The organism is Chromobacterium sp. CCUG 30098 (assembly GCF_059916605.1).
Genome location: NZ_JAUCGS010000002.1, coordinates 512,823 through 533,643, shown reverse-complemented (window position 1 = coordinate 533,643; position 20,821 = coordinate 512,823). Strand labels below are relative to the sequence as shown.

Annotated in this window: 19 protein-coding genes; 8 read left to right on the top strand and 11 right to left on the bottom strand. The window is 68.7% G+C overall.

Features of this window, described 5'->3' with window-relative positions:
* Positions 1–37 precede the first annotated feature (37 nt).
* From icmH to QUG03_RS08100, 3 genes are all read left to right on the top strand, one after another.
* The gene (gene icmH, locus QUG03_RS08110; protein ID WP_500819811.1) at positions 38–1,663 is read left to right on the top strand and encodes a type IVB secretion system protein IcmH/DotU; all 1,626 of its coding nucleotides are present in this window, start codon (positions 38–40) and stop codon (positions 1,661–1,663) included.
* Positions 1,660–5,115, top strand: a complete 3,456-nt coding sequence (tssM, locus tag QUG03_RS08105) for a type VI secretion system membrane subunit TssM (RefSeq protein ID WP_500819810.1) — start codon at positions 1,660–1,662, stop codon at positions 5,113–5,115. Before icmH ends, tssM begins: the two co-directional genes overlap by 4 nt.
* 84 nt (positions 5,116–5,199) lie before the next feature.
* Positions 5,200–5,577: a DUF6277 family protein gene (locus QUG03_RS08100; RefSeq protein ID WP_253314353.1), complete on the top strand. Its 378-nt coding sequence runs from the start codon at positions 5,200–5,202 to the stop codon at positions 5,575–5,577.
* Between the two features lie 364 nt (positions 5,578–5,941).
* On the opposite strand, the gene antC is transcribed toward QUG03_RS08100, so the two are convergent.
* The 6 genes from antC to QUG03_RS08070 form a co-directional block, all read right to left on the bottom strand.
* Positions 5,942–6,964: an anthranilate 1,2-dioxygenase electron transfer component AntC gene (gene antC / locus QUG03_RS08095; RefSeq protein WP_253314352.1), complete on the bottom strand. Its 1,023-nt coding sequence runs from the start codon at positions 6,962–6,964 to the stop codon at positions 5,942–5,944.
* Between the two features lie 16 nt (positions 6,965–6,980).
* Positions 6,981–7,472 (bottom strand): anthranilate 1,2-dioxygenase small subunit, encoded by a 492-nt coding sequence (gene antB, locus QUG03_RS08090; RefSeq protein ID WP_227108449.1) that lies wholly within the window; start codon positions 7,470–7,472, stop codon positions 6,981–6,983.
* Entirely contained in the window at positions 7,469–8,863 is a 1,395-nt protein-coding gene (gene antA, locus QUG03_RS08085; RefSeq protein WP_500819809.1) for an anthranilate 1,2-dioxygenase large subunit, read from the bottom strand. The genes antB and antA overlap by 4 nt, the downstream gene beginning before the upstream one ends.
* A 91-nt stretch (positions 8,864–8,954) precedes the next feature.
* The gene (catA, locus tag QUG03_RS08080; RefSeq protein WP_500819808.1) at positions 8,955–9,866 is read right to left on the bottom strand and encodes a catechol 1,2-dioxygenase; all 912 of its coding nucleotides are present in this window, start codon (positions 9,864–9,866) and stop codon (positions 8,955–8,957) included.
* A gap of 78 nt (positions 9,867–9,944) precedes the next feature.
* On the bottom strand, positions 9,945–10,235 hold the full coding sequence (gene catC, locus QUG03_RS08075) for a muconolactone Delta-isomerase (RefSeq protein ID WP_107800049.1): 291 nt from the start codon (positions 10,233–10,235) through the stop codon (positions 9,945–9,947).
* A gap of 25 nt (positions 10,236–10,260) precedes the next feature.
* The gene (locus QUG03_RS08070; protein ID WP_500819807.1) at positions 10,261–11,412 is read right to left on the bottom strand and encodes a muconate/chloromuconate family cycloisomerase; all 1,152 of its coding nucleotides are present in this window, start codon (positions 11,410–11,412) and stop codon (positions 10,261–10,263) included.
* A 93-nt stretch (positions 11,413–11,505) separates the two neighbouring features.
* On the opposite strand from QUG03_RS08070, the gene QUG03_RS08065 reads away from it, so the two are divergent.
* Positions 11,506–12,408, top strand: coding sequence for a LysR family transcriptional regulator (locus tag QUG03_RS08065; protein WP_500819806.1), 903 nt, complete (start codon positions 11,506–11,508; stop codon positions 12,406–12,408).
* A 61-nt stretch (positions 12,409–12,469) separates the two neighbouring features.
* Here QUG03_RS08065 and QUG03_RS08060 read toward each other — a convergent pair whose 3' ends face one another.
* Positions 12,470–13,666: an MFS transporter gene (locus tag QUG03_RS08060; RefSeq protein WP_500819805.1), complete on the bottom strand. Its 1,197-nt coding sequence runs from the start codon at positions 13,664–13,666 to the stop codon at positions 12,470–12,472.
* Positions 13,667–13,805: 139 nt separating this feature from the next.
* On the opposite strand from QUG03_RS08060, the gene QUG03_RS08055 reads away from it, so the two are divergent.
* Positions 13,806–14,402 (top strand): TetR/AcrR family transcriptional regulator, encoded by a 597-nt coding sequence (locus tag QUG03_RS08055; RefSeq protein WP_199225903.1) that lies wholly within the window; start codon positions 13,806–13,808, stop codon positions 14,400–14,402.
* Positions 14,403–14,415: 13 nt separating this feature from the next.
* Here QUG03_RS08055 and pcaD read toward each other — a convergent pair whose 3' ends face one another.
* The 4 genes from pcaD to QUG03_RS08035 form a co-directional block, all read right to left on the bottom strand.
* On the bottom strand, positions 14,416–15,198 hold the full coding sequence (gene pcaD, locus QUG03_RS08050; protein ID WP_500819804.1) for a 3-oxoadipate enol-lactonase: 783 nt from the start codon (positions 15,196–15,198) through the stop codon (positions 14,416–14,418).
* Between the two features lie 75 nt (positions 15,199–15,273).
* Positions 15,274–16,476, bottom strand: a complete 1,203-nt coding sequence (gene pcaF, locus QUG03_RS08045) for a 3-oxoadipyl-CoA thiolase (RefSeq protein ID WP_500819803.1) — start codon at positions 16,474–16,476, stop codon at positions 15,274–15,276.
* A complete protein-coding gene (locus QUG03_RS08040; RefSeq protein ID WP_253314345.1) occupies positions 16,473–17,132 on the bottom strand; it encodes a 3-oxoacid CoA-transferase subunit B in 660 nt (219 codons plus the stop codon). The genes pcaF and QUG03_RS08040 overlap by 4 nt, the downstream gene beginning before the upstream one ends.
* Positions 17,125–17,817 (bottom strand): 3-oxoacid CoA-transferase subunit A, encoded by a 693-nt coding sequence (locus tag QUG03_RS08035; RefSeq protein WP_227108439.1) that lies wholly within the window; start codon positions 17,815–17,817, stop codon positions 17,125–17,127. Before QUG03_RS08035 ends, QUG03_RS08040 begins: the two co-directional genes overlap by 8 nt.
* A 170-nt stretch (positions 17,818–17,987) precedes the next feature.
* Between QUG03_RS08035 and QUG03_RS08030 the strand changes: the two genes are divergently transcribed.
* From QUG03_RS08030 to QUG03_RS08020, 3 genes are all read left to right on the top strand, one after another.
* Positions 17,988–18,797: an IclR family transcriptional regulator domain-containing protein gene (locus tag QUG03_RS08030; RefSeq protein WP_107800039.1), complete on the top strand. Its 810-nt coding sequence runs from the start codon at positions 17,988–17,990 to the stop codon at positions 18,795–18,797.
* Between the two features lie 104 nt (positions 18,798–18,901).
* Positions 18,902–20,374, top strand: a complete 1,473-nt coding sequence (locus QUG03_RS08025) for a sensor histidine kinase (RefSeq protein ID WP_500819802.1) — start codon at positions 18,902–18,904, stop codon at positions 20,372–20,374.
* On the top strand, positions 20,371–20,817 hold the full coding sequence (locus tag QUG03_RS08020; RefSeq protein ID WP_227108433.1) for a response regulator: 447 nt from the start codon (positions 20,371–20,373) through the stop codon (positions 20,815–20,817). The genes QUG03_RS08025 and QUG03_RS08020 overlap by 4 nt, the downstream gene beginning before the upstream one ends.
* Positions 20,818–20,821: the final 4 nt, after the last annotated feature.

Below are 20,821 nucleotides of genomic sequence, written 5' to 3'. Positions count from 1 at the left end.
TAGGTTCAAAACCCAATAGCCGAAAGAGTGAACCTAAATGAATCTGCTGCATAATTTTTCCTCCATCTTTCGCCGGGCCTCCACCGCGCACCTGAACAGCGGCATGCTGGAAGGCGCGATGCGCAGCCGGCTGGAAAACCTGCCGCTGCTGATGCCGGGCCAGCAAGTGTCCACGCTGGACGCCCAGCCGGAGCCTGAGACGCTGGACGCCTTGCCGCTGGCGCTGCCGCCCGCCGCGCCGCCGACGGCGGGCGCGGGCAGGGCGCAGGCCGAGCCCGACGACGCGCCGGTGATCTATCAGCGCTCCGGCGCGCGCGGCGGCCTGCTCAAGGCCGGCCTGCAACAGGCGCAATGGGACAATCCCTTCATCTCCCACGCCTTGCCCGCGGTGCTGCAATTGCAGCGGCTGCAAGGCGGCGCGGCGGAGAGCCAGGCGCAGATCCGCGCGCAGCTGGGCCTGGAACTCAAGCTCTACCGCGAACGCCTGGCGGCCTCCGGCTGCGAGTGGCAACAGGCCCAGGACGCCTCCTACCTGCTGTGCACCTATCTGGACGAGGTCTGCAACGACGCGGCGCGCGGCGCCGGCCAACAGCCCTACGACGGCGAGCGCAGCCTGCTGGTGGAGTTCCACGACGACGCCTGGGGCGGGGAAGACGCCTTCGCCGACCTGCAGCGCTGGCTGCGCCACGAGCCGTCGCCCACCCCCTTGCTGGAGCTGTACGAACTGGTGCTGGCCCTGGGCTGGCAAGGCCGTTACCGGGTGCTGGATCGCGGCGAGGCGCTGCTGCAGGACTTGCGCTCGCAGCTGCACGCGGCGATCTGGCGCCAGCGGGAGCCGGAGCCGCTGGGCGCGGAATTGATCGCGCCGCCGCCGCCCCCGCCGCCGCCGGAACCCGAAGCCCCGCCGCGCCAGCGCTGGCTGACCCCGCTGCGCGGCGGCGCCATCGCGCTGGGCGTGGTGGCGCTGGCCTACGGCGCGGCCAATATCAGCCTGGACCTGCTGGGCCGGCCGATACGCGAAGCGCTGGCGGCCTGGACCCCGCCCTTGCGCAGCATCAATCTGGCCACCACCTTGCCGCCGCCGCTGCCGCAGCTGCTGTCCGAAGGCTGGCTGGTGGCCTATAAGCATCCGCAAGGCTGGCTGCTGGTCTTCCGCAGCGACGGCGCCTTCGACGTGGGCAAGGCCGAGGTGAGGGCGTCCTTCCAGAAAAACATCGAACGGCTGGGCCAGGCTTTCGCGCCGTGGCCGGGCGATCTGGAGGTGATAGGCCATACCGACCGCCAGCCGATCCAGACCAGCGCCTTCCCCAGCAATCAGCGCCTGTCCGAGGCGCGCGCGCGCTCGGTGGCGGACACCCTGCGCCAGACCGCGATTCCCGGCGGCGCGCAAGCGCCCGACAACGCGGTGGCGCGGCGCATCGATTCCTCCGGCCGCGGCGACAGCGCGCCGCTGGACGCGGCGCAAACGCCGGCCGCCTATGAGCGCAACCGTCGCGTCGACGTGTTGTGGAAAGTGGCGGACGCGGCCAAGGGCGCGGCGGCCGCCGCCCCGTCGCCCGGTCAAAACGCTCAGACGCCGGCCCCGCTGGCGTTGGCCCCGGGCGTCGGCATCGCCAACGGCCCCAGCCCGCTGGAGCCCGGCTATAAGGAGCAACAACCATGATCCGGCAAAGCATGCGCGTCTTGATCGCGCTTTTGATCGCGCTGGCGATCTGGTGGATAGGCCCGCTGATCTCCATCGGCGTCTACCGGCCGCTGGGCTGGGCCTTGCTGCGGCACATCCTGGTGGCGGCGGCGCTGATCTGGGGCTTTTGGCCGCTGCTGAGCTGGCTGTGGGGCCGGCTGACCGCCGCGCCGCGCGCCTTCCGACGCGCGCCCAAGCCCGCGCCGGAACCGGAGCCGGACCCCGGCCCGCCGGACTATATCAGCGACACCTTGCAGCAACTGGAACGCCAGCTGAGCCGCCGCGGCGGCGCGCCGCTGCCGTGCTATCTGCTCTTGGGCGCCGCCGGCAGCGGCAAAAGCAGCCTGCTGTCCTGGACGCTGCGCGACGGCGCGGCGCCGGCGACGGCGATAGGGCAGGGCCTGGGCCTGGATTTCCGCCTGTCTTCGGACGCGGTGTGGCTGGACACCCAGGGCCAGTGGAATGTCGGCGAGGGCTATGACCAAGAGGCCTCCGCCGCCTGGGACAAGCTGCTGGCCGGCTTGGCGGCCCTGCGCGACCAGCTCAGCGTCAGCGGCGTGGTGCTGTGCGTGGGCGGCGACGATTTGATCGCGATGGCGTCCAAACGCCGTCAGCAAATGGCCGCCACCTTGCGCCAGCGCCTGCTCAAGCTGCGCGACGGCCTGGGCCGCACCCCCAATGTTTACCTGGCCCTGACCGGGGCGGACCGGCTGGACGGCGCGCTGGCGATGCTGAACCAGATGCGGCCGGAGCGATGGGCGCGCGGCATCGGCTTCCCGCTGCCGCTGGAAGCCGGCGCGGACGCCGCCGGCGCCTGGGCGCCGGCCTTGCACAGCCTGGAGCAAAGAGTGCAGCGCCAGGTGCAGTTCGCCGCGCCCCTGGCCGGCGAGGTGGAGGCCAACCACGCCCAGCTGCGCTTCGTGGAGGCGCTGGGCCGGCTGCGCCAGGCCTTGCAGGGCCTGCTGCCGCCGCTGTTCGCCCGCGACGGCGACGAGGACGCGGCTCATCTGCGCGGCCTGTGGCTGGGCTCGGTGGCGGAAGTGGCCGACATCGAAATCGACGGACCGGAACCGGCGACGCGGCCGCTGGGCGAGCTGTGGACGCCCTTGCTGCGCCAGGTGGCGGTGGAACGGCAGTTGATGGAGCAGAACCTGACCGCGGCCGAACGCCAGGCGCGGGAAAGGCCGGCCCCGCCCGCGCCGCCCTCGCGCAAGCGCCGCTTGCTGAACGCGCTGCGCTGGGCGGCCTTGCCGGCCTTGGCGCTGGGCCTGCTGGTCTGGGTGGCCTGGGGCTATTTCGCCGAGCGCAACTATCTGGAATACGTCTGGGCCCAGTTCAGCGAGGGCAAGACGCTGGCGCGGGAACAGGCCGGCAGCGCGCCCAGCGCCGGATCGCCGCTGCTGGCGGTGGCCGCGCAGATGCGTTACGCCCAGGCTCAGGCGGAAAGCGCCGAACGCGGGATGAGAACCCCGTATTTCGAGCACCGCCGCGTGGCCGAAACCGCCACCGCCACCTATCACCGCCATCTGCAGAAAACGCTGATGCCGGAGCTGTACAACGAGGTGAAACGCACCTTGCTGGCGCAGACCGAGGGCAGCCCCGGCGACATCTTCCTGACGCTCAAGGTTTACTTGATGCTGTGCCGGCCGCAATACCGCTCCGCCGACGCGGTGGAGCGCTGGATCGCCGGGCGCTGGGAGGCGTTGTCCGAAGGCCAGTACAACGACGAGGACCGGCGCATGCTGATCGCCGACGCGCGCGCGCTGATCGCGCTGCCCGGCCTGCCGGCGGCGCCGGAGGACGCCAATCTGGTGCAGACGGCCCGCGCCCGCGCCTCGCAGATTCCGGTGGTGACCCGGGTGCTCAACCATGTGCGGGAGCAGGGCCTGCCGGCGCAGATTCAGGACATCTCGCTGGCGCGCGCGGCCGGCTTCGGCTCCGCGATGAGCTTGCGCATGCGCAACAACGTGCCGGACACCGACAGCGCCGTTTCCGGCTGGTACACCCGCGCCGGCTATGTCGACGCCTTCCTGCCGCGGCTGGAAACCAGCGCCCGCGCCATGCTGGAGGAGCAGAGCTGGGTGCTGCGCAACGAACCGCTGCGCGGCAACGGCTTTGAAATCGACAGCCTGGTGCAGAAGCTGGCCGACAGTGCCCGCAACCAGTATCTGCAGGACTACATCACCGCCTGGCAAAGCTTTCTGGCCAATGTCAGCGTGCGCTCCGTCACCGGCCTGGACGACGCCGCGCAACTGGCGGCGTCGATGATGAACTCGCAGTCCCCGCTGGCCAATCTGCTGCGCTTCGCCGGACGCGAAACCATGCTGACCGGCAACTACGACGGCGGCATGGATAGCTGGATAGACCGCCAGAAGGCGCGGCTGGAGAAAAGCCGCCGCTCGCTGGTGGGCGAGATCAACGGCGAGCGCTACCGGACCACCTTGCTGCCGGAACACGCGGTGGAGGAGCACTTCCAGTCCTTGCGCCAGATCGCCAAGCAATTGGAGAGGAACGACAACAGCGGCAGCAATCCGCTGGCGCGGCTGTTCGATTCGCTGTACCGCCAGCTGGGCCTGGTCAACGGCGCGCTGCAAACCGGCCAGGTGCTGCCGGCACAATACGATGTGTTCACCAAGCTGCGCGGCGACGCCGGCCTGCAGCCGGAACCGGTGCGCGGCATCATGCTGGACCTGATCAACAACGGCAGCGCCGCCACTTCCAGCCAGACCCAGGCGGTGCTCAACAAGGGGGCGGCCGGCGCCACGCGCAGCGCCTGCGACCAGGGCCTGACCGGACGCTATCCCTTCCGCCGCGGCGCCGGCGCGGACGCCAGCGTGGAAGGTTTTGAGCGGCTGTTCGCGCCGCAGGGCGCGATGGCGGTGTATTTCCGCGAGCACCTGGCCGCCTATGTCGACACCTCGGTCACGCCGTGGAAGGCGCGCAGCGTGGACGGCGGCAAGCAGGCGCTGCTGAGCCCGGACGTGATAGGCGCTTACGAGAGCGCCAGCCGCATCCGCGACGCGATGCTGGACGACGGCGGACGCTTGCGCGTGCCCACGGTCTTGCGCTTCCTGGACATGGACCCGCAATTGGCCGAGGTGCAACTGGATCTGGCCGGCCAGACCCTGCGCTTCGCCCACGGCGCCACCACGCCGCAGCGCATCGACTGGAACGGCCAGAGCCAGAAGCTGGCGATACGGCTGCAGATGAAGTCGGTGGACGGCCGGGTCAACACCCTGCAATACGACGGGCCGTGGGCGCTGTTCCGTTTCTTCGACGCCGGCCGCGGCGTGGGCGGGACCGCGGACCGCCGCGAGCGTCTGTACCAGGGCAGCCTGGGTTCGGTGCGCATCGAGTGGCAGTCGCTGTCCTCGCCGTCGCCGCTGTGGTCCGGGCTGATCCAGTCCTTCCGTTGTCCGCAAGGCGGCTGACAACGGCTCCGGGGCCGGCGCGGCCGGTCCCGGGCAGCATTGCCGCCGTTTGCTTCATTCCATGACCCACTGAAAGGAAACACCATGACCAAGGCCGCAGAAAACATGATCAACCCGGCGGAAATCCTCAAGGCGTGCAGCGCCGCCCACCAGTACGGCCAGAGCGCCGGCGGCTCCATGGCGGAGCCGTTCATGAACTCGGTGCCAGGCATGTCCACCGCCTCCGGCAGCAACGCCAGCAATATGATAGGCAATGTGCAGGACGTGGGCCGTCAGATGCTGGATCACATGACGGCGATCAAGTCCGCGGTGGACAAGCAGGTGGCGGTGCACCAGGACCAGCAGCGCCGGCAGAAGACTTACGACTTCCAGCCGGACATGTCCGACCTGCGCCCCAGCGACGCCAAGGGCTTCCCCACGGAAATGCCGGAAGCCTTCTTCGCGCCCTTCATGCGTAAATAAAGGCGGGCCCTGGATCAGGGCGAGTTTGGACTTGGGAACCGGCAGCGATCTTTTGTTGTGCTAGCGCGTTGTTGGATACGCAGGAGGCAACTTGTCCGATGTGCCCCGGTCCCTTCAAGCCTGCCGTCGGGTGGCAGGCCCGAGGTCTTAAGCGGCTGCCCTGTTTGAGCGATTTGACGTTAGCAAATCGCGAGTTCAGCCGCGCCTCGGGCCTGACGGGAACCGGCGGGAAACCGTAGGCCAGGTTTGCAGGGCGGCCTTTGGGGTGAAGGGGAATTTGGCCGAGCAAATTCCCCTTCCTGCCCGCCGGGCAGCCCCGGCAATGCAAATCATCATCCGCGTAGCGGATTCAATGGACTACGGCTTAGCCGCCGCTGTCGGCGAACTTCTCCAGATAGAGCTTGAGGCGCTCGCAGCCGTGACGGCGCAGCCAGTCGCGCATCGCGTCCACCATCGGCGGCGGGCCGCAGAGATAGATGTCGGCGGCCCGCGCGCGCAGCGCGTCCGCGTCCAGATGATCCGGGATCAGCCCGCGCTTGCCGCTCCAATTCTCTCCCGGCGCCGTCACCACCGGATGCCAGACAAAGCCGGGCAGCCGTTCGGCCAGGCCGCGCAAGCGCGGCAGCTCGCACAGATCGCCTTCGCGGTTGACGCCGTAATACAGCGTCACCGGCTGGCCGCAGCCGCCTTGTTCCGCCAATTGATCCAGCATGCCGAGAAAGGCGGACAGGCCGGTGCCGCCGGCCAGCATCAGCACCGGCTTGTCGATGTGGCGCAGATAGAAGCTGCCCAGCGGCGCCTCCAGCTCGATGCGGTCGCCGGCCCGCCAGCCGTCGCGCAGATAATTGCTCATCGCGCCGTCCGGCAGCAGCCGCACCAGAAAGCGCAGCTGCTTGTCCGCGCCGGGGGCGTGGGCGAAGGAATAGGCGCGCCACTGCTCGCCGCCGGGCACGCGCAGCCTGGCGTACTGGCCGGGCAGGAAGGACAGCGCGCCTTCTGCGGCGGAGGCGTCCAGGCACAGCACGGCGCAGCTGTCCGACACCGGCTCCACCCGGCTGACCACGGCGCTGAGACGGGCGGCCGGCGCGCCGCGGCACAGGCTGGAGTCGAAGTCGAAGGAAAAGGCCGCGTCCGACAGCACCCGGGTCTGGCAGGACAGCACGCTGCGTTCCGCCAATTCCTCCGCGGACAGCGCCTCGGGGTCGACATAGTCCTGGCTGTAATCGCCGCGGTCGCAGCGGCCGCGGCAGGTGGCGCATACGCCCTCGCGGCAGTCCATCGGGATCTTGATGCCCTGGCGCAGCGCGGCGTCCAGCAGCAATTCCCCCGGCCGCGCTTCCAGAAATAGCGTTCTGCCATCGAGAAAATTCAAAGCCACTTGATGCATATCGGCGCTTTCCGATTCAAAGATGGTAGAAGTCCAACACCGCGTTGACGGTATCGTTCAGCAAGAGCACATGCTGACGCCGGATCAGCCAGCCGTCGCCGTTTCGCGCCAGCGTGTACGCGGCGCGGCCGTAAAAATAGCGGGTCTCGCCAAAGCGGGTGTAGAAGGTGGCCCAGTTGACGCGCGCCTCCACCAGCCCGTCCGCGCCGCGTTCCACGCGGAGATTGGCCAACTGGTGCAAGGTGCGCGGCATCGGGTTGCAGGCGGCGGATTTGCCGGTGCGGATGCGGAATACCCGGTCTTCCAGGCCGGCGCGGCTGGCGTAGTAGATCAGCGACATCTCGCGCTTGGGGTCGGTGGTGTACACATGCTCGGCGTCCCATTGCGGCACGTGGTATTCGCAGTCCGGTGCGTAATCGGCCAGGTAGGCGTCCCAGTCCTGGCTGTCGCAGCGCTCGGCGTGGCGGTAGAGGAACTGCTCCACCTGATAATGCAGTTCGATATTCATTGCTCGGCCTCCTCGGCGGCGGCGCGCCGCTCCAGCCCTTGCAGCAGGCATTGCCGCCAGGCGCTGTGCTGGTTGACGTACAGGCCCTCATGGGTGATTTCGGTTCCGGTCAGGCAGGGGCGGATGCCCAGGGTCAGGCTATTGGGCGTGGCGCCGGTCTGCCAGCGCGGGTGGCCGCGCGAGATGTCGCTCCAGCGCTCCAGCCGCCCCTGGAAGCCGCGCTGGGCCTCGCAGAACTCGGTCAGATCGTCCGGCGTGCCCATGCCGGACACATTGAAGAAGTCCTCGAACTGGCGGATGCGGTTTTCGCGGTCGGCGGCGGATTCGCCCTTGACGCCCAGGCATTGGCTTTGCACCAGGGTCTTGTTCCAGGCCAGCGGGCGGATGATGCGCAGCTGGGAGCTGATCTGGTCCATGAAGAACAGGCTGGGGTAGATGTTGAGATTGCGCAGCCGGTGCATCATCCATTCCGCCTTGGCCTGGCCGTGTTCGGCCACCAGCCGCGGCATGATGCCGGCGTAGCCGGGCCGCACCGCGGGGTTGGGCATGTCGCTGAACAGCAGACTGTGGCCGTTGGGGAAGGAGAACCAGCCGTCGTCGGTGGCGGCGTCGCCGGCGCCCAGCTTGCTGTAGTCCAGCGTGGCGGCCTGCGCCTCGCCTTGCTGGCGGCTGACTTCCTGGCGGTGCTGCACCGTGGCCACGTAGTTGTAATGCACGGTGCTGACGTGGTAGCCGTCCAGGCCGTTTTCGTTTTGCAGCTTCCAGTTGCCGTCGTAGGTGTAGCTGGATTTGCCGGGCAGCACTTCCAGCTCGCCGCTGGGGGATTGCGCCACCATCATGTCGAAAAAGACCTTGGCGTCGCCCAGATAGTCTTCCAGCGCGTCCGCGCCGTCCGCGTCCAGGCTGACGAAGACGAAGCCCTTGTAGCTGGCGACGCGCGCCTGTTTCAGCGATCGGCCGGCCTTGTCGAAGTCCGCCGGGTATTCGCCCGGGGCCTTGACCTTGAGCAGGCGGCCGTCGTTCTTGTAGCACCAGGCGTGGAAGGGGCAGGTGAAGGTGGATTGATTGCCCTTGCACTGGCGCACCAGGGTGGCGCCGCGGTGCTGGCAGGCGTTGACCAGCGCGTGCAGGCCGCCGTTGGCGTCGCGGCTGACGATCAGCGGCTGGCGGCCGGCCTGCAGGGTGATGAAGTCGTTGGGCTCGGCGATTTCGCTTTCGTGACAGGCGTAGATCCAGACTTTCTCGAAGATCAGCTCCATCTCCAGCTCGAACAGCTGAGCGTCGGTGAACATGTCGCGGGCGATGCGGTAGACGCCGTCGTCCGGGCGGAAGTCCAGGCAGCCGCCGACGAAGCTGCGCCATTGCGCCGTGGTGCGGAAGGTTGTGCTCATCGTAATGTCCTTGAACAGGTTCTGCGTTCCGGCGGGCCCGCCGCGCCGGGCGGAGGGCCGCGGTTTCAATCAGTCCATCAGCCTTGGTCCATCAGGCCTGGGCGCGGGCGCGGCTGACCTCGGTGGAGGGGGCCGGAGCCGCTTCGCGGTGCAGGGTGAAGTTGAACTCGATGCGGGCGAAAGGCTTGCCCACGCCGCTCTGGCGCAGTTCCTCCGGCGCGCTGACGCGCTGGACGTCCGGCACCAGCCCGTCGCGGGTGCCGAAGGCGAAGTCGTCCCACAGATGCGGATCGTCCTGGATGTTGATCTGGGTGGTCAGCTTGCGGAAGCCCGGCGCGGACACGAAGAAATGCACGTGGGCCGGACGGTGGCCGTGACGGCCCAGCTGCCGCAGCAGACGGTCGGTGGCGCCGCCCGGCGGCACGCTGTAGCCACAGGGCATGATGCTGCGGAAGCGGTAGCGGCCTTGCTCGTCGGCGCGGATGCCGCGGCGCAGGTTGAAATCGCTCTGGGTTTTGTCGAAGTAGGAGTAATTGCCCAGGCTGTTGGCGTGCCATACCTCCACCAGCGCGTGCGGCACCGGCCGGCCGGCGTCGTCCCGCACCTGGCCGCGCATGAACAAGGGCTCGCCGTCGTCCTTGCCGTCGTCCAGCCGCGCCTCGCATTCGCACAGCGGCGCGCCGGCCACGTAGAGCGGCCCTTCTATGGTGCGCGGCGTGCCGCCGAGCAGGCCGGCCTTGCGTTCGGCCTCGTCGGCGCGCAGGTCCAGGAAGTGTTCCAGCCCGAGACCGGGCACGATCAGGCCCAGCTCGCCGCTGCGGCCGGCGTCGGCCAACAGCTCCACCGCGCTCCAGAACTCCGACGGCTGGATGTCGAAGTCCTCGATCGCGTAGCACAGCTCGCGCATCAGATGATTGACGATGGCGCGGGTGCGCGGATTGGCCTGCTCGGTGGCGGTTTGGTCGAAGCGTTGCAGCAGGGCGTCGATTTCGGCGCGTTCCATGGTGTTTCTCCTTTGTTGACGGGCGGGGCGGGGGTCTTGTGTTTTGCCGCCGTCGCAGTGGACCGCTAAAGCGGGCGCCTAGCGGTCGTCGGCGTGGATGCTGGACGGATGCCGGTTCAAGGGCCGGACCTCGATGCGCATGAAGGGGAAGAGCGGCAGGCTGGACAGCAATTGGTGCAGTTCTTCGGCGTCGGCGACGTCGAACACGCTGATGTTGGCGTACTGGCCGCTGAGCCTCCATAGATGGCGCCATTGGCCGCTGCGTTGCAGCGCTTGCGCGCGTTCGCGCTCGTCCAGCTTCAAGGCCGCCGCCCGCTCCGGGTCCAGGTCGTGCGGCAGTTGTACTTGCATTTCCACATGAAACAGCATGGTGGTCTCCTTGGGAGGTCGGGTGTCAGACCGCGTGCAGGCGCGGCGCGGTCCGGTCGCGACGCAGGGCCGCCAGCTTGTCCGGGTCCGGGCGCACGCCCAGGCCGGGGCCGGACGGCAGTTGCAGTTCGAAATCGCGGTAGCAGAGCGGCTCGCTCAGCAATTCCTCGGTCAGCAGCAGCGGGCCGAACAACTCGCTGCCCCAGTCCAGCCGCTCGAAGGTGGAGAACAACTGGGCCGAGGCGATGGTGCCGATGCCGCCTTCCAGCATGGTGCCGCCGTAGAGGCCCAGGCCGTTGACGGCGGCGATCTCGGCCACCTGGCGCGCGGCGAACAGGCCGCCGGATTGGGCGATCTTGACGGCGAACACATCGGCGGCGTCCAGGCGCGCCAGCTGATTGGCGTCCGCCGGGCCGTGCAGGGATTCGTCCGCCATGATGGGCACCTCGAAGCGCCGCGCCAGCCGGGCCAGCGCCGCCGGGTGTTCGCGCGGCACCGGCTGTTCGATCAGCTCCACGCCGCCGTCCTGCAGCCGGGCGATGGCGCGCTCGGCCTGCATCTCGCTCCAGGCCTGGTTGACGTCGACGCGCACGCCGGCGCGGCCGTCCAGCGCGCGGCGTATCGCCAGCACATGGGCCACGTCGTCTTCCGGCGCGCGCAAGCCTATCTTCAGCTTGAACGCGCGGTGGCGGCGCCGCTCCAGCATGGCCTCGGCCTCGGCGATGTCGCGGCCGGTGTCGCCGCTGGCCAGGGTCCAGGCCACCGGCAGGCTGTCGCGCACCCGGCCGCCCAGCAGCTCGCTCAACGGCACCTCCAGCCGCCGCGCCTGGATGTCCAGCAAGGCGGTTTCCAGCGCGCACTTGGCGAAACGGTTGCCGCGGGCGCCGCGGCGCAGCTTGCCCAGCAGGCGGCCGAAGTCGCGGGCGTCCTCGCCCAGCAGCAGCGGCGCCAGGTAGCAGTCGATATTGGTCTTGACGCTTTCCGGGCTTTCTTCTCCGTATTGCAGCCCGCCTATGGTGGTGGCTTCGCCCCAGCCTTCTTGTCCGTCGCGGCAGCGGATGCGGACCAGGGCCAGCGTCTGGCCGCGCAGGGTGGCCACCGACAACTGGTGCGGGCGGATGGTGGGCAGATCGACCAGAATGGTCTCCACCGTGTCTATCGCGGTATCAGGTATCAAGATTGCGCTCCCGTGGTTTCGGATATCATGCAAGCCTGTGGAACCGCGGGTCCAACACCGTTTTCGTCTGCTTCCATACCTGTGAGGTATTGAATGGAATTGCGCCATCTGCGCTACTTCGTCGCCGTCGCCGAAGAGCTCAACTTCACCCGCGCGGCGGAACGGCTGCACATCGCCCAGCCGCCGCTAAGCCGGCAGATCCAGCAACTGGAGGAGGAACTGGGCCTATTGCTGCTGGACCGCGGCGCGCGGCCCTTGCAACTGACCGAGGCCGGCCGCTTCTTCTACGCCCAGGCGCGCAATCTGCTGGCCCAGGCCCAGGGCATGCGCGCGATGACGCGCAAGATCGCGCTGGCGCGCCGGCAACTGGTGATAGGGTATGTCGGCTCCACCTTGTACCGGCCCTTGCCGGAGGTGATACGCCGCTTCCGCGCCATCCATGTCGACACCGAGCTGTCCTTGCTGGAAATGACGTCCTTGGAGCAGGTGGAGGCCCTGAAGGCCGGCCGCATCGACGTGGGCTTCGGCCGGCTCTTGTTCGACGACCCGGCGCTGGAGCGCGAAGTGCTGGCCGAGGAGCCCTTGTGGCTGGCCTTGCCGCTGGAGCACCCGCTGGCGCGGCGCGAAGGGCCCTTGCGCCTGCGCGACGCGGCGGAGGAAACGGTGCTGATCTATCCGCGCCAGCCGCGGCCCAGCTACGCCGATCAGGTGCTGGCCGCTTTCCGCCAGCGCGCGCTGGAGCCGGCTTACGCGCTGGAAGTGCGAGAACTGCAAACCGCGCTGGGCCTGGTGGCCGCCGGCATGGGGGTGTGCGTGGTGCCGGCCAGCGTGCTGAGGCTGCGCCGCGACGACGTGGTGTACCGGCCGCTGACGGACGAAGGCCTGGCCTCGCCGCTGATCATGAGCGCGCGGCGCGGGGACCGCTCCGAGGAGCTGGCCCTGATCCGGCGCTTATTGCGCGAGCTGCTGCCGCGCGAGGAGGCGCTGGAGGAGTAGGGCAGGCCGCCATCGCCGCAAGGGCGGGTTGAGGCGGCCCTTGCCGTTCGATGCCGGCGGCCTAGGCCGTTTTCTCTTGCAAAGAGCGGGCTATCCGGCGCTGCCCGGCCAGCGCGATCACGGCCATCAGCGCGCCGGCGGCCAGGGTCACGCCGAAACCGGCGCGCACGCCGATATGGTCCACCACCCATCCCGTCGCCGCCGCGCCCAGCGCCACGCCGCTGGCGAGGCCGGTGATCAGCCAGGTCAGGCCCTCGGTCAGTTGCGCCGGCGGCGCCATCTCCTCCACCAAGCCCATGGCCACGATCATGGTGGGCGCGAAGAACACGCCGGCCAGCAAGACGCCGGCGCTCAACATCCATAGATTGGAGACCAGCAGCAAGGGCAGGGTGGCCAGCGCCGTGGCGGCGGCCGCCCAGACGAAGAGCCGCGCCAGCGGCATGCTGGCCTTGCGCGCGCCGAACAGCAGGCCGGCCAGGCAAGAGCCTATCGCGTACACCGACAAGACGATGCTGGCCGCCGCCGGCTGCCCCTGCTGCTGGGCGAAGGCGACGCTGATCACGTCCACGGCGCCGGCGATGGCGCCCAGCGCCACCAGGGCGAAGATCAGCACCCGCATGCCGGCCAGGGCGGCGACGGAGCCGCGCCGTTCTTGGGTTCCGGGGTGCACCGGCGGTTCGGTGCCGGTTTGCGCGCAGAAGGCGGCGACGCCGACGGCCAGCAAGACGGCGGCGAGCAGCGGGCCGGCCTGCGGAAACGCCGCCACGCTCAGGCCCACGGCGATGGGAGGGCCGACGATGAAGCAGACCTCGTCCAGCACCGATTCCAGCGAAAACGCGGTGTGCAGGCGCGGCGTGCCGCGGTAAATCTCGGTCCAGCGCGCGCGCGCCATCGCCGACATGCTGGGCATGCAGCCGGCGAAGGCGGCGGAGACGAACAGCGTCCAGGCCGGCCATTGCGCCCAGCTGCAGAACAGGAGCGACAGCATCGCCGCCACGCTGAGCGCGGTGGCCGCGGGCAAGACCCGGCGCTGGCCGTAGCGGTCCACCGCCCGCGACACCTGCGGCGCCAGCAGCGCCATCGAAAAGGTGAAGGTGGCGGCGACGGCGCCGGCCAGCCAGTAGGAGCCCGAGGTTTGCGACAACATGGTGATAATGCCGATGCCGGTCATGGAAATGGGCATGCGCGCCACCCAGGCGGCGGCGGAGAAGGCCAGGCTGCCGGGGTGGGAGAACAGGCTGAGGTAGGGGTTGGCCATCGGGTTTCCTTGTGGCGGACGGCGCTGATCTCGCCTGGTCCGCTGTTTTAATATACGCGACGTATGCTAAACTAATTGACATACGCGCCGTATGTCAACAGCGGCGCGACGGCCAATGCGGAAACAGGGGAGCGGAATGATGAGCAAAACACGCAGCGAAGCCATGGAGGAAACCCGGCGCAGGCTGTTGCTGTCCGCGCGCCGCAGCTTTGGCGCCGACGGCTATGCGGCCACGGTGATGGACGAGCTGACCGCCGCGGCCGGCGTGACCCGCGGCGCGCTCTACCACCACTTTGGCGACAAGAAAGGCCTGTTGCTGGCGGTGGCCCAAGAATTGGACGCCGAGATCGAGGCCGGCCTGGCGCTGGCGGAGCGCGAGGCGGCGGACCCGTGGCAGGGCTTCAAGCGCCGCTGCCGCGCGTATCTGCAAGCGGCCACCCAGCCGGAGGCGCAGCGCATTCTGTTGCGCGACGCGCCGGCGGCGCTGGGCGCGGAGTACGCGCAGGCCGGCCAGCGGCAGTGCGTGAGCAATATCGCCGAGCGTTTGCGCGCCTTGATGGACGCCGGCCTGATCCGCCGCGCCGACCCGCAGGCGCTGGCGCGGCTGATCAACGGCGCGCTGGTGGAAGGCGCCGGCTGGGCGTCCGGCGCCGAGCGGCCGGCGGAGGCGCTGGCCCAGACGCTGGACGCGCTGGAACCCTTGCTGGAAGGCCTGCGGCTAGGCGCGGCCGGCTGAACAATTGGACGGCTCAGGCCGCGTCCAGAAAGTCCAGCAAGGCCCGCTCGAAGGCGAGCGGCGCTTCCAGATTGGACAGATGGGAGGCGGGCAGCCGCGTCAGGCGGGCGTTCGGCATCGCCGCGGCCATGGCTTCCGCCTCAGCCACTGTGGTCACCGGATCGAGCAGCCCGGCGATCAGCAGCGCGGGCGCGGCGATGCGCGGCAAGTCCGCGCGCAGGTCGGCGTCGGCCAGCGCCTCGCAGCAGGCGGCGTAGCCGTCCGGCGCGGTGGCCGCCAGCCAGGCGCGCGCCTGCTCGACGATGTCCGGCGCCTGGGCGCAAAAGTCGGCGCTGAACCAGCGTTGATGCGCGCTGGCGGCCAGTTCGGCCAGGCCGCCGCCGCGCACCTGGGCGGCGCGTTGCCGCCAGGCTTCGCTTGCGCCTATCTTGGCGGCGCTATTGCTGACCACCAGGCATCGCAGGCGTTCCGGCGCGTGGGCGCCCAGCCATAGGCCGGTGAGGCCGCCCATCGAAATGCCGCAGAAATGAGCGCGCTCGATGTCCAGCGCGTCCAGCAAGGACAGCGCGTCGCCGGCGAGGTCGGCCAGCCGGGGCGGAACGGCTCCGACGCCGCTGCCGCCGTGGCCGCGCGCGTCGTAGCGCAGCACGCGGTAGTGCCGGCTCAGCGCCGCCAGTTGCGGCCGCCACATTTCCAGCGTGGTGCCAAGCGAGTTGGACAGCAGCAGCGCCGGCGCGCCGGCCGGCCCGTCCACTTGGTAGTGCAGCGCGTGCGTGCCGAGTTTCAGCATGGGCATGGCGAATCTCCTTATCTATGCCTGGGATTTCAAAACCGCGGGGGCGGCGTCCCGCCGCGACATCTTAACCGGCGTTCAGACGCGCTCCATGATTAGCGCGATGCCTTGCCCCACGCCTATGCACATGCTGCACAAGGCGTAGCGGCCGCCGCCGCGCTGCAACTGATAGAGCGCCGTGGCCGCCAGCCGCGCGCCGCTGGCGCCCAGCGGATGGCCCAGGGCGATGGCGCCGCCGTTGGGGTTGACGTGTTCGGCGTCGTCCGGCAAGCCCAGTTCGCGCAGCACCGCCAGCGCCTGGGCGGCGAAGGCCTCGTTCAGCTCGATCACGTCCATCTGTTCCAGGCGCAACCCGGCCAGGGCCAAGACCTTGCGTATCGCCGGCGCCGGGCCGAAGCCCATGATGCGCGGCTCCACGCCGGCGCAGGCCATGGCCAGCACCCGCGCGCGCGGCGTCAGTCCATGGCGCTGCAGCGCGGCCTCATTGGCCAGCAGCAAGGCGGCCGCGCCGTCGTTGATGCCGGAGGCGTTGCCGGCGGTGACGCTGCCCTCGGGCCGCACCACGCCCTTGAGCCGGGCCAGCGCCTCCAGCGAGGTGGCGCGCGGATGTTCGTCGCGGACAACACGCAGCGGCTCGCCCTTGAGCCGCGGAATCGTCACTTCCATCAATTCGTCGTCCAGCCGGCCGGCCTCCTGCGCCGCGGCGGCGCGCAGCTGGCTGCGCAGCGCGAAGGCGTCCTGATCCGCGCGCGAGATGCGGAATTGCTCGGCCACGTTTTCCGCGGTTGCCGGCATCGAGTCCACGCCGTAGCGCTCGCGCAGCAGCGGGTTGACGAAGCGCCAGCCCATGGTGCTGTCCTCGATGCGCAGATTGCGGGCGAAGGCGCTGTCCGCCTTGCCCATCACATAGGGCGCGCGGCTCATGCTTTCCACGCCGCCGGCTATCATCAGCTCGGCCTCGCCGCTCTTGAGCGCGCGCGCGGCCTGGCCGATGGCGTCCAGGCTGGAGCCGCACAGGCGGTTGACGGTGCAGGCCGGCGTGGACGGCGGCAGGCCGGCCAGCAAGACGGCCATGCGCGCCACGTTGCGGTTGTCCTCGCCGGCCTGGTTGGCGCAGCCGTAGAGCACGTCGTCCAGTAAGTCCCAGTCCACGCCCGGATTGCGTTGTCGCAGCGCGCTCAGCGGCAGGGCGGCCAGATCGTCGGCGCGCAGGGAGGACAAGCCGCCGCCGTAGCGGCCGAAAGGGGTGCGGATGGCGTCGCAGATATAGGCCTGGCTCATGGCGTCTCTCCTTGGCGGGCGTCGGTCAGGGGCAGCGGCGTCAGCCGCTCTAGTTCTGCGAAATCCAGGCCGGGCACGCATTCGCGCACCAAGAGCTCGCCGTCGCGGAGGTCGATCACCGCCAGATCGGTATACACCCGGTGCACGCAGCCGACGCCGGTCAGCGGGTAGCTGCAGGCTTCCACCAGCTTGCAGTCTCCCTGCTTGTTCAGATGCTCCATCATCACGAAGACCCGCTTGGCGCCGATGGCCAGGTCCATCGCGCCGCCCACCGCCGGGATGGCGTCCGCCGCGCCGGTGTGCCAGTTGGCCAGATCGCCGCGCCGCGACACCTGGAAGGCGCCCAGCACGCAGATGTCCAGATGGCCGCCGCGCATCATGGCGAAGGAGTCGCCGTGATGGAAGAAACAGCCGCCGGGCAATAGGGTGACCGGCTCCTTGCCGGCGTTGATCAGGTCCGGATCCTCCTGGCCGGGTTCCGGCGCCGGGCCCATGCCCAGCAGGCCGTTCTCGCTGTGCAGGAAGATGTCCAGTTCCGGCGGCAGATAGTTGGCCACCCGGGTGGGCAGGCCTATGCCCAGGTTGACGTAAGCGCCCTCGGGGATGTCGCGGGCCACCCGCGCCGCCATCTGTTCGCGGTCCAGTCGCTTATGCATGCCGGCCTCCTTGCATGGGCTGGCCGGCGACGCAGACCAGCTTGTGAACGAAGATGCCCGGCGTCACCACGGTTTCCGGGTCCATTTCGCCCAGCGGCAGCAACTGCCCCACCTGGACGATGGTCTGGCGCGCGGCGGCGGCCATGATGGGGCCGAAATTGCGCGCCGCCTTGCGGTATTGCAGATTGCCCCAGCGGTCGCCGCGCCAGGCCTTGATCAGCGCGAAGTCGGCGTGGATCGGGTATTCCAGCACATAGTCGCGGCCTGCGATGCGGCGGGTTTCCTTGCCTTCCGCCAGCAGGGTGCCGTAGCCGGTGGGGGTGAAGATGGCGCCCAGGCCGGCGCCGGCGGCCTGGATGCGGGCGGCCAGATTGCCCTGCGGCACCAGTTCCAGTTCGATGTCGCCGGCGCGGTAGAGCGCGTCGAAGACCTGGGAATCCGCCTGGCGCGGAAACGAGCAGACGATCTTGCGCACCCGGCGCGCGCGCAGCAGCGCGGCCAGGCCGGCCTCGCCGTTGCCGGCGTTGTTGTTGACGATGGTGAGATTGCGCGCGCCGTGGTCTATCAGCGCGTCTATCAACTCCGCCGGCTGGCCGGCGACGCCGAAGCCGCCGATCATCACCGTGGCGTCGTCGTGGATGTCGGCAATGGCGGCTGCGGCCGAGCTTACCGTTTTATCTATCATCGACTGTCCTTTGCGGGCTGCATGCAGCCATGAATGGAAAGGAGTTTGTGCGATTATCGAACGATATGTTTTTAATCGCGCATTCAGCATGCTTGCCGGCCTGCCGCAGGGTCAATACGATGATCGCAATAGTGTGCGGTGATCGCTCAACGACGATAAAAGGTGACAAGATGCAACAGTGGCAAGAGGCGGCGGCCGAGGAGGGCGTGGAAGAGAACTTCAGCGGCGATCCCAATTACATGGCCTCGCTGGCGCGCGGCCTGGCGGTGATTCAGGCGTTCTCGGCGCAGCGCCGCCTGCTGTCCACCTCGCAGATCAGCCAGCGCACCGGCATTCCGCGCGCGGCGGTGCGGCGCTGCCTGTACACCCTGGCCAAGCTGGGTTTCGTGGACAGCGAGGACGGCCGGCATTTCGCCTTGCGGCCGCGCATCCTGGCGCTGGGCCACGCCTATCTGGGCTCCACGCCGCTGGCGCGCGCCGGCCAGCCGGTGTTGCGCCACGTCAGCAGCAGCGTCAACGAATCCAGTTCCATCGCCATTCTGGACGGCGACGACATCCTTTACATCGCGCGCGCCTTCACCAGCCGCATCATGACGGTGGATCTGGACATCGGCAGCCGCCTGCCGGCGGTCTGCACCTCGATGGGCCGGGCGATGCTGAGCCGGCTGCCCGCCGCGGAACTCGCCCTCTTGCTGGACCGGGCGCGGCTGGTCCGGCACACGCCGCACACCCTGATTGAGCGGCCGGCGCTGGAGGCGGAACTGGCGCGGGTGGCGGAGCAGGGTTACGCCATCATCGATCAGGAGCTGGAAATCGGCCTGCGCTCCATCGCCGTGCCCATCATCGGCGCCGACGGCCGCGCCGCGGCGGCCATCAATGTGGGGGTGCAGGCGGCGCGCGTCAGCCGCGAGGATTTGCTGTTGCGCATCTTGCCGGTGCTGCGCGAGGCCGCGGCGGAACTGGCGCTGCTGGCGGTGTGAGCAGTGCGGCGAGAACGACGCGGATAGGACATCAGAATTAACTGCGCGGCGGAAAACCCTATGCTAAACCTACAGCAATAAGACATAGGCGAAAGCAGGCTGTCATGTCGTTCAAATTTCCGGAAAGGGCGCCCGCCGGCGCTTCCGGCAATGCCGGGCTGGCCTCCGTGGTGGAGGCCGCTCCGGTGGGCGTGCTGGTGGTGGCGGCCGACGGCCGCATGCTCTACGTCAACAGCGCGCTGGAGAATATGTTTGGCTACAGCAAGGCCCAATTGCTGGGCCAGGCGGTGGAAATGTTGCTGCCGGCCGATATCCGCGAACGCCATCTCGATTTTCGCCAGCTGTTTTTCTCCCATCCCACGCCCAGAACCATGGGCAGCGGCCGCGAGCTGTTCGCCCAGCATGCGGATGGCCGCCAGTTTCCCATTGAAATCGGCCTCGGCTCCATGCCGCACGAAGATGAAATCTGCGCGGTGGCCTTTGTCAGCGACATCACGCCGCGGCGCCGGCTGGAGCATCGCTTCGCCAAGGTGGTGGCCTCGCTGCCCATCGGCCTGCTGATGGCGGGCGCGGACGGCAAGATCTCAATGACCAACCAGGCGCTGGACGCCCTGTTCGGCTACTCGCCGGGAGAGTTGACCGGCCAGCCAGTGGAGGTGCTGCTGCCGCAACGCGTGCGGCAGGGCCACCCGGCTTTGCGGGCCGCCTTCGCCAAGGCGCCGGAAGTCCGGGCGATGGGATCGGGGCGCGATCTGCTGGCCCAGCATAAGAACGGCAGCGAATTCCCGGTGGAAGTGGGCTTGACCCCGCTGGAAACGGAAGGAGAGCGGCTGGTGCTGGCCGCGATCACCGACATCTCCCTACGCAAGAAATTTGAGGAGACGCTGCAACAGGCCAACGCCCAGCTGGAGGAGTTCACCTATGTGGCCTCCCATGATTTGCGCTCGCCTTTGCGCGGCATTGCCGACCTGATCTCCTGGATACGCGAAGACCTAGACCCGTCCCAGTTGAGCGCGGACATCGAGAGAAACTTTGTCCGCGCCGAGGAACGCATCGCCCGCGCCGAACGCATGATAGAAGACTTGCTGGAGTACGCGCGGGCCGGGCGCCAGGACGAGCGCGTCGAGGAAGTCGATCCCGGCCTGCTGGTGCGCGAGACCCTGGAGCTGCTCGATATCCCCCCGGGCTTTCAAGTGGAAGTGGAAATCAAGGCCCGGCCGTTTCCCGCCGCGCGCACGCCGCTGTCGCTGGCGATCCGCAATCTGCTGTCCAACGCCTGCAAGCATCACGGCGGCGGCAAGGGCGTGATCCGCATCGCGGTGGAAGAGGACGGGCGCTTCAATCTGTTCACGGTGGAAGACGACGGCGTAGGCGTGCCGCCAGGCTCGGAAGAACGCATTTTCAAGCTGTTTCACCGCGCCAGCAGCCAGGCGGAGGGGCATGGAGTGGGGCTGGCGGTGACGCGTCGCATGGTCAATAGCAATGGCGGCACGGTGGTGCTGGATAGACACGGCACGCTGGGCGGCGCCTGTTTCCGCATCCGCTGGCCGCGGTTTCCGCTCAAGGAGGTGGGATGATGGCAAGCGTGGCGGTAGCAAGCGATATCACGGTTTTGCTGGTGGACGACGACGACGTGGCCATTGAGGGCGTCTTGCGCGGCGTGCGCCGTCAAGGGCTTGAATGCAAGATGGTCACCGCCTGCGATGGCCTGGAGGCCTTGCAAATCCTGCGCGGCGCGCATGACAGCAAGCGGATCACCAGCCCCTTTCTGATCCTGCTGGATCTCAATATGCCGCGCATGGACGGTTTTCAATTCCTGGAAACCATCCGCGCGGACAGCCAGCTGCGCAACTCGGTGATCTTCGTGCTGACCACCTCCTCGCGGGACGCGGACCGCATGCGCGCCTACGAGGAAAACGTGGCGGGTTATATGATGAAGTCCGCCGTGGGCCCGCAGTTCGTGAAACTGATGGAGCTGCTGCACTCCTACGCCCAGTCCGTGGTTTTACCCGCCCGGTAATCAA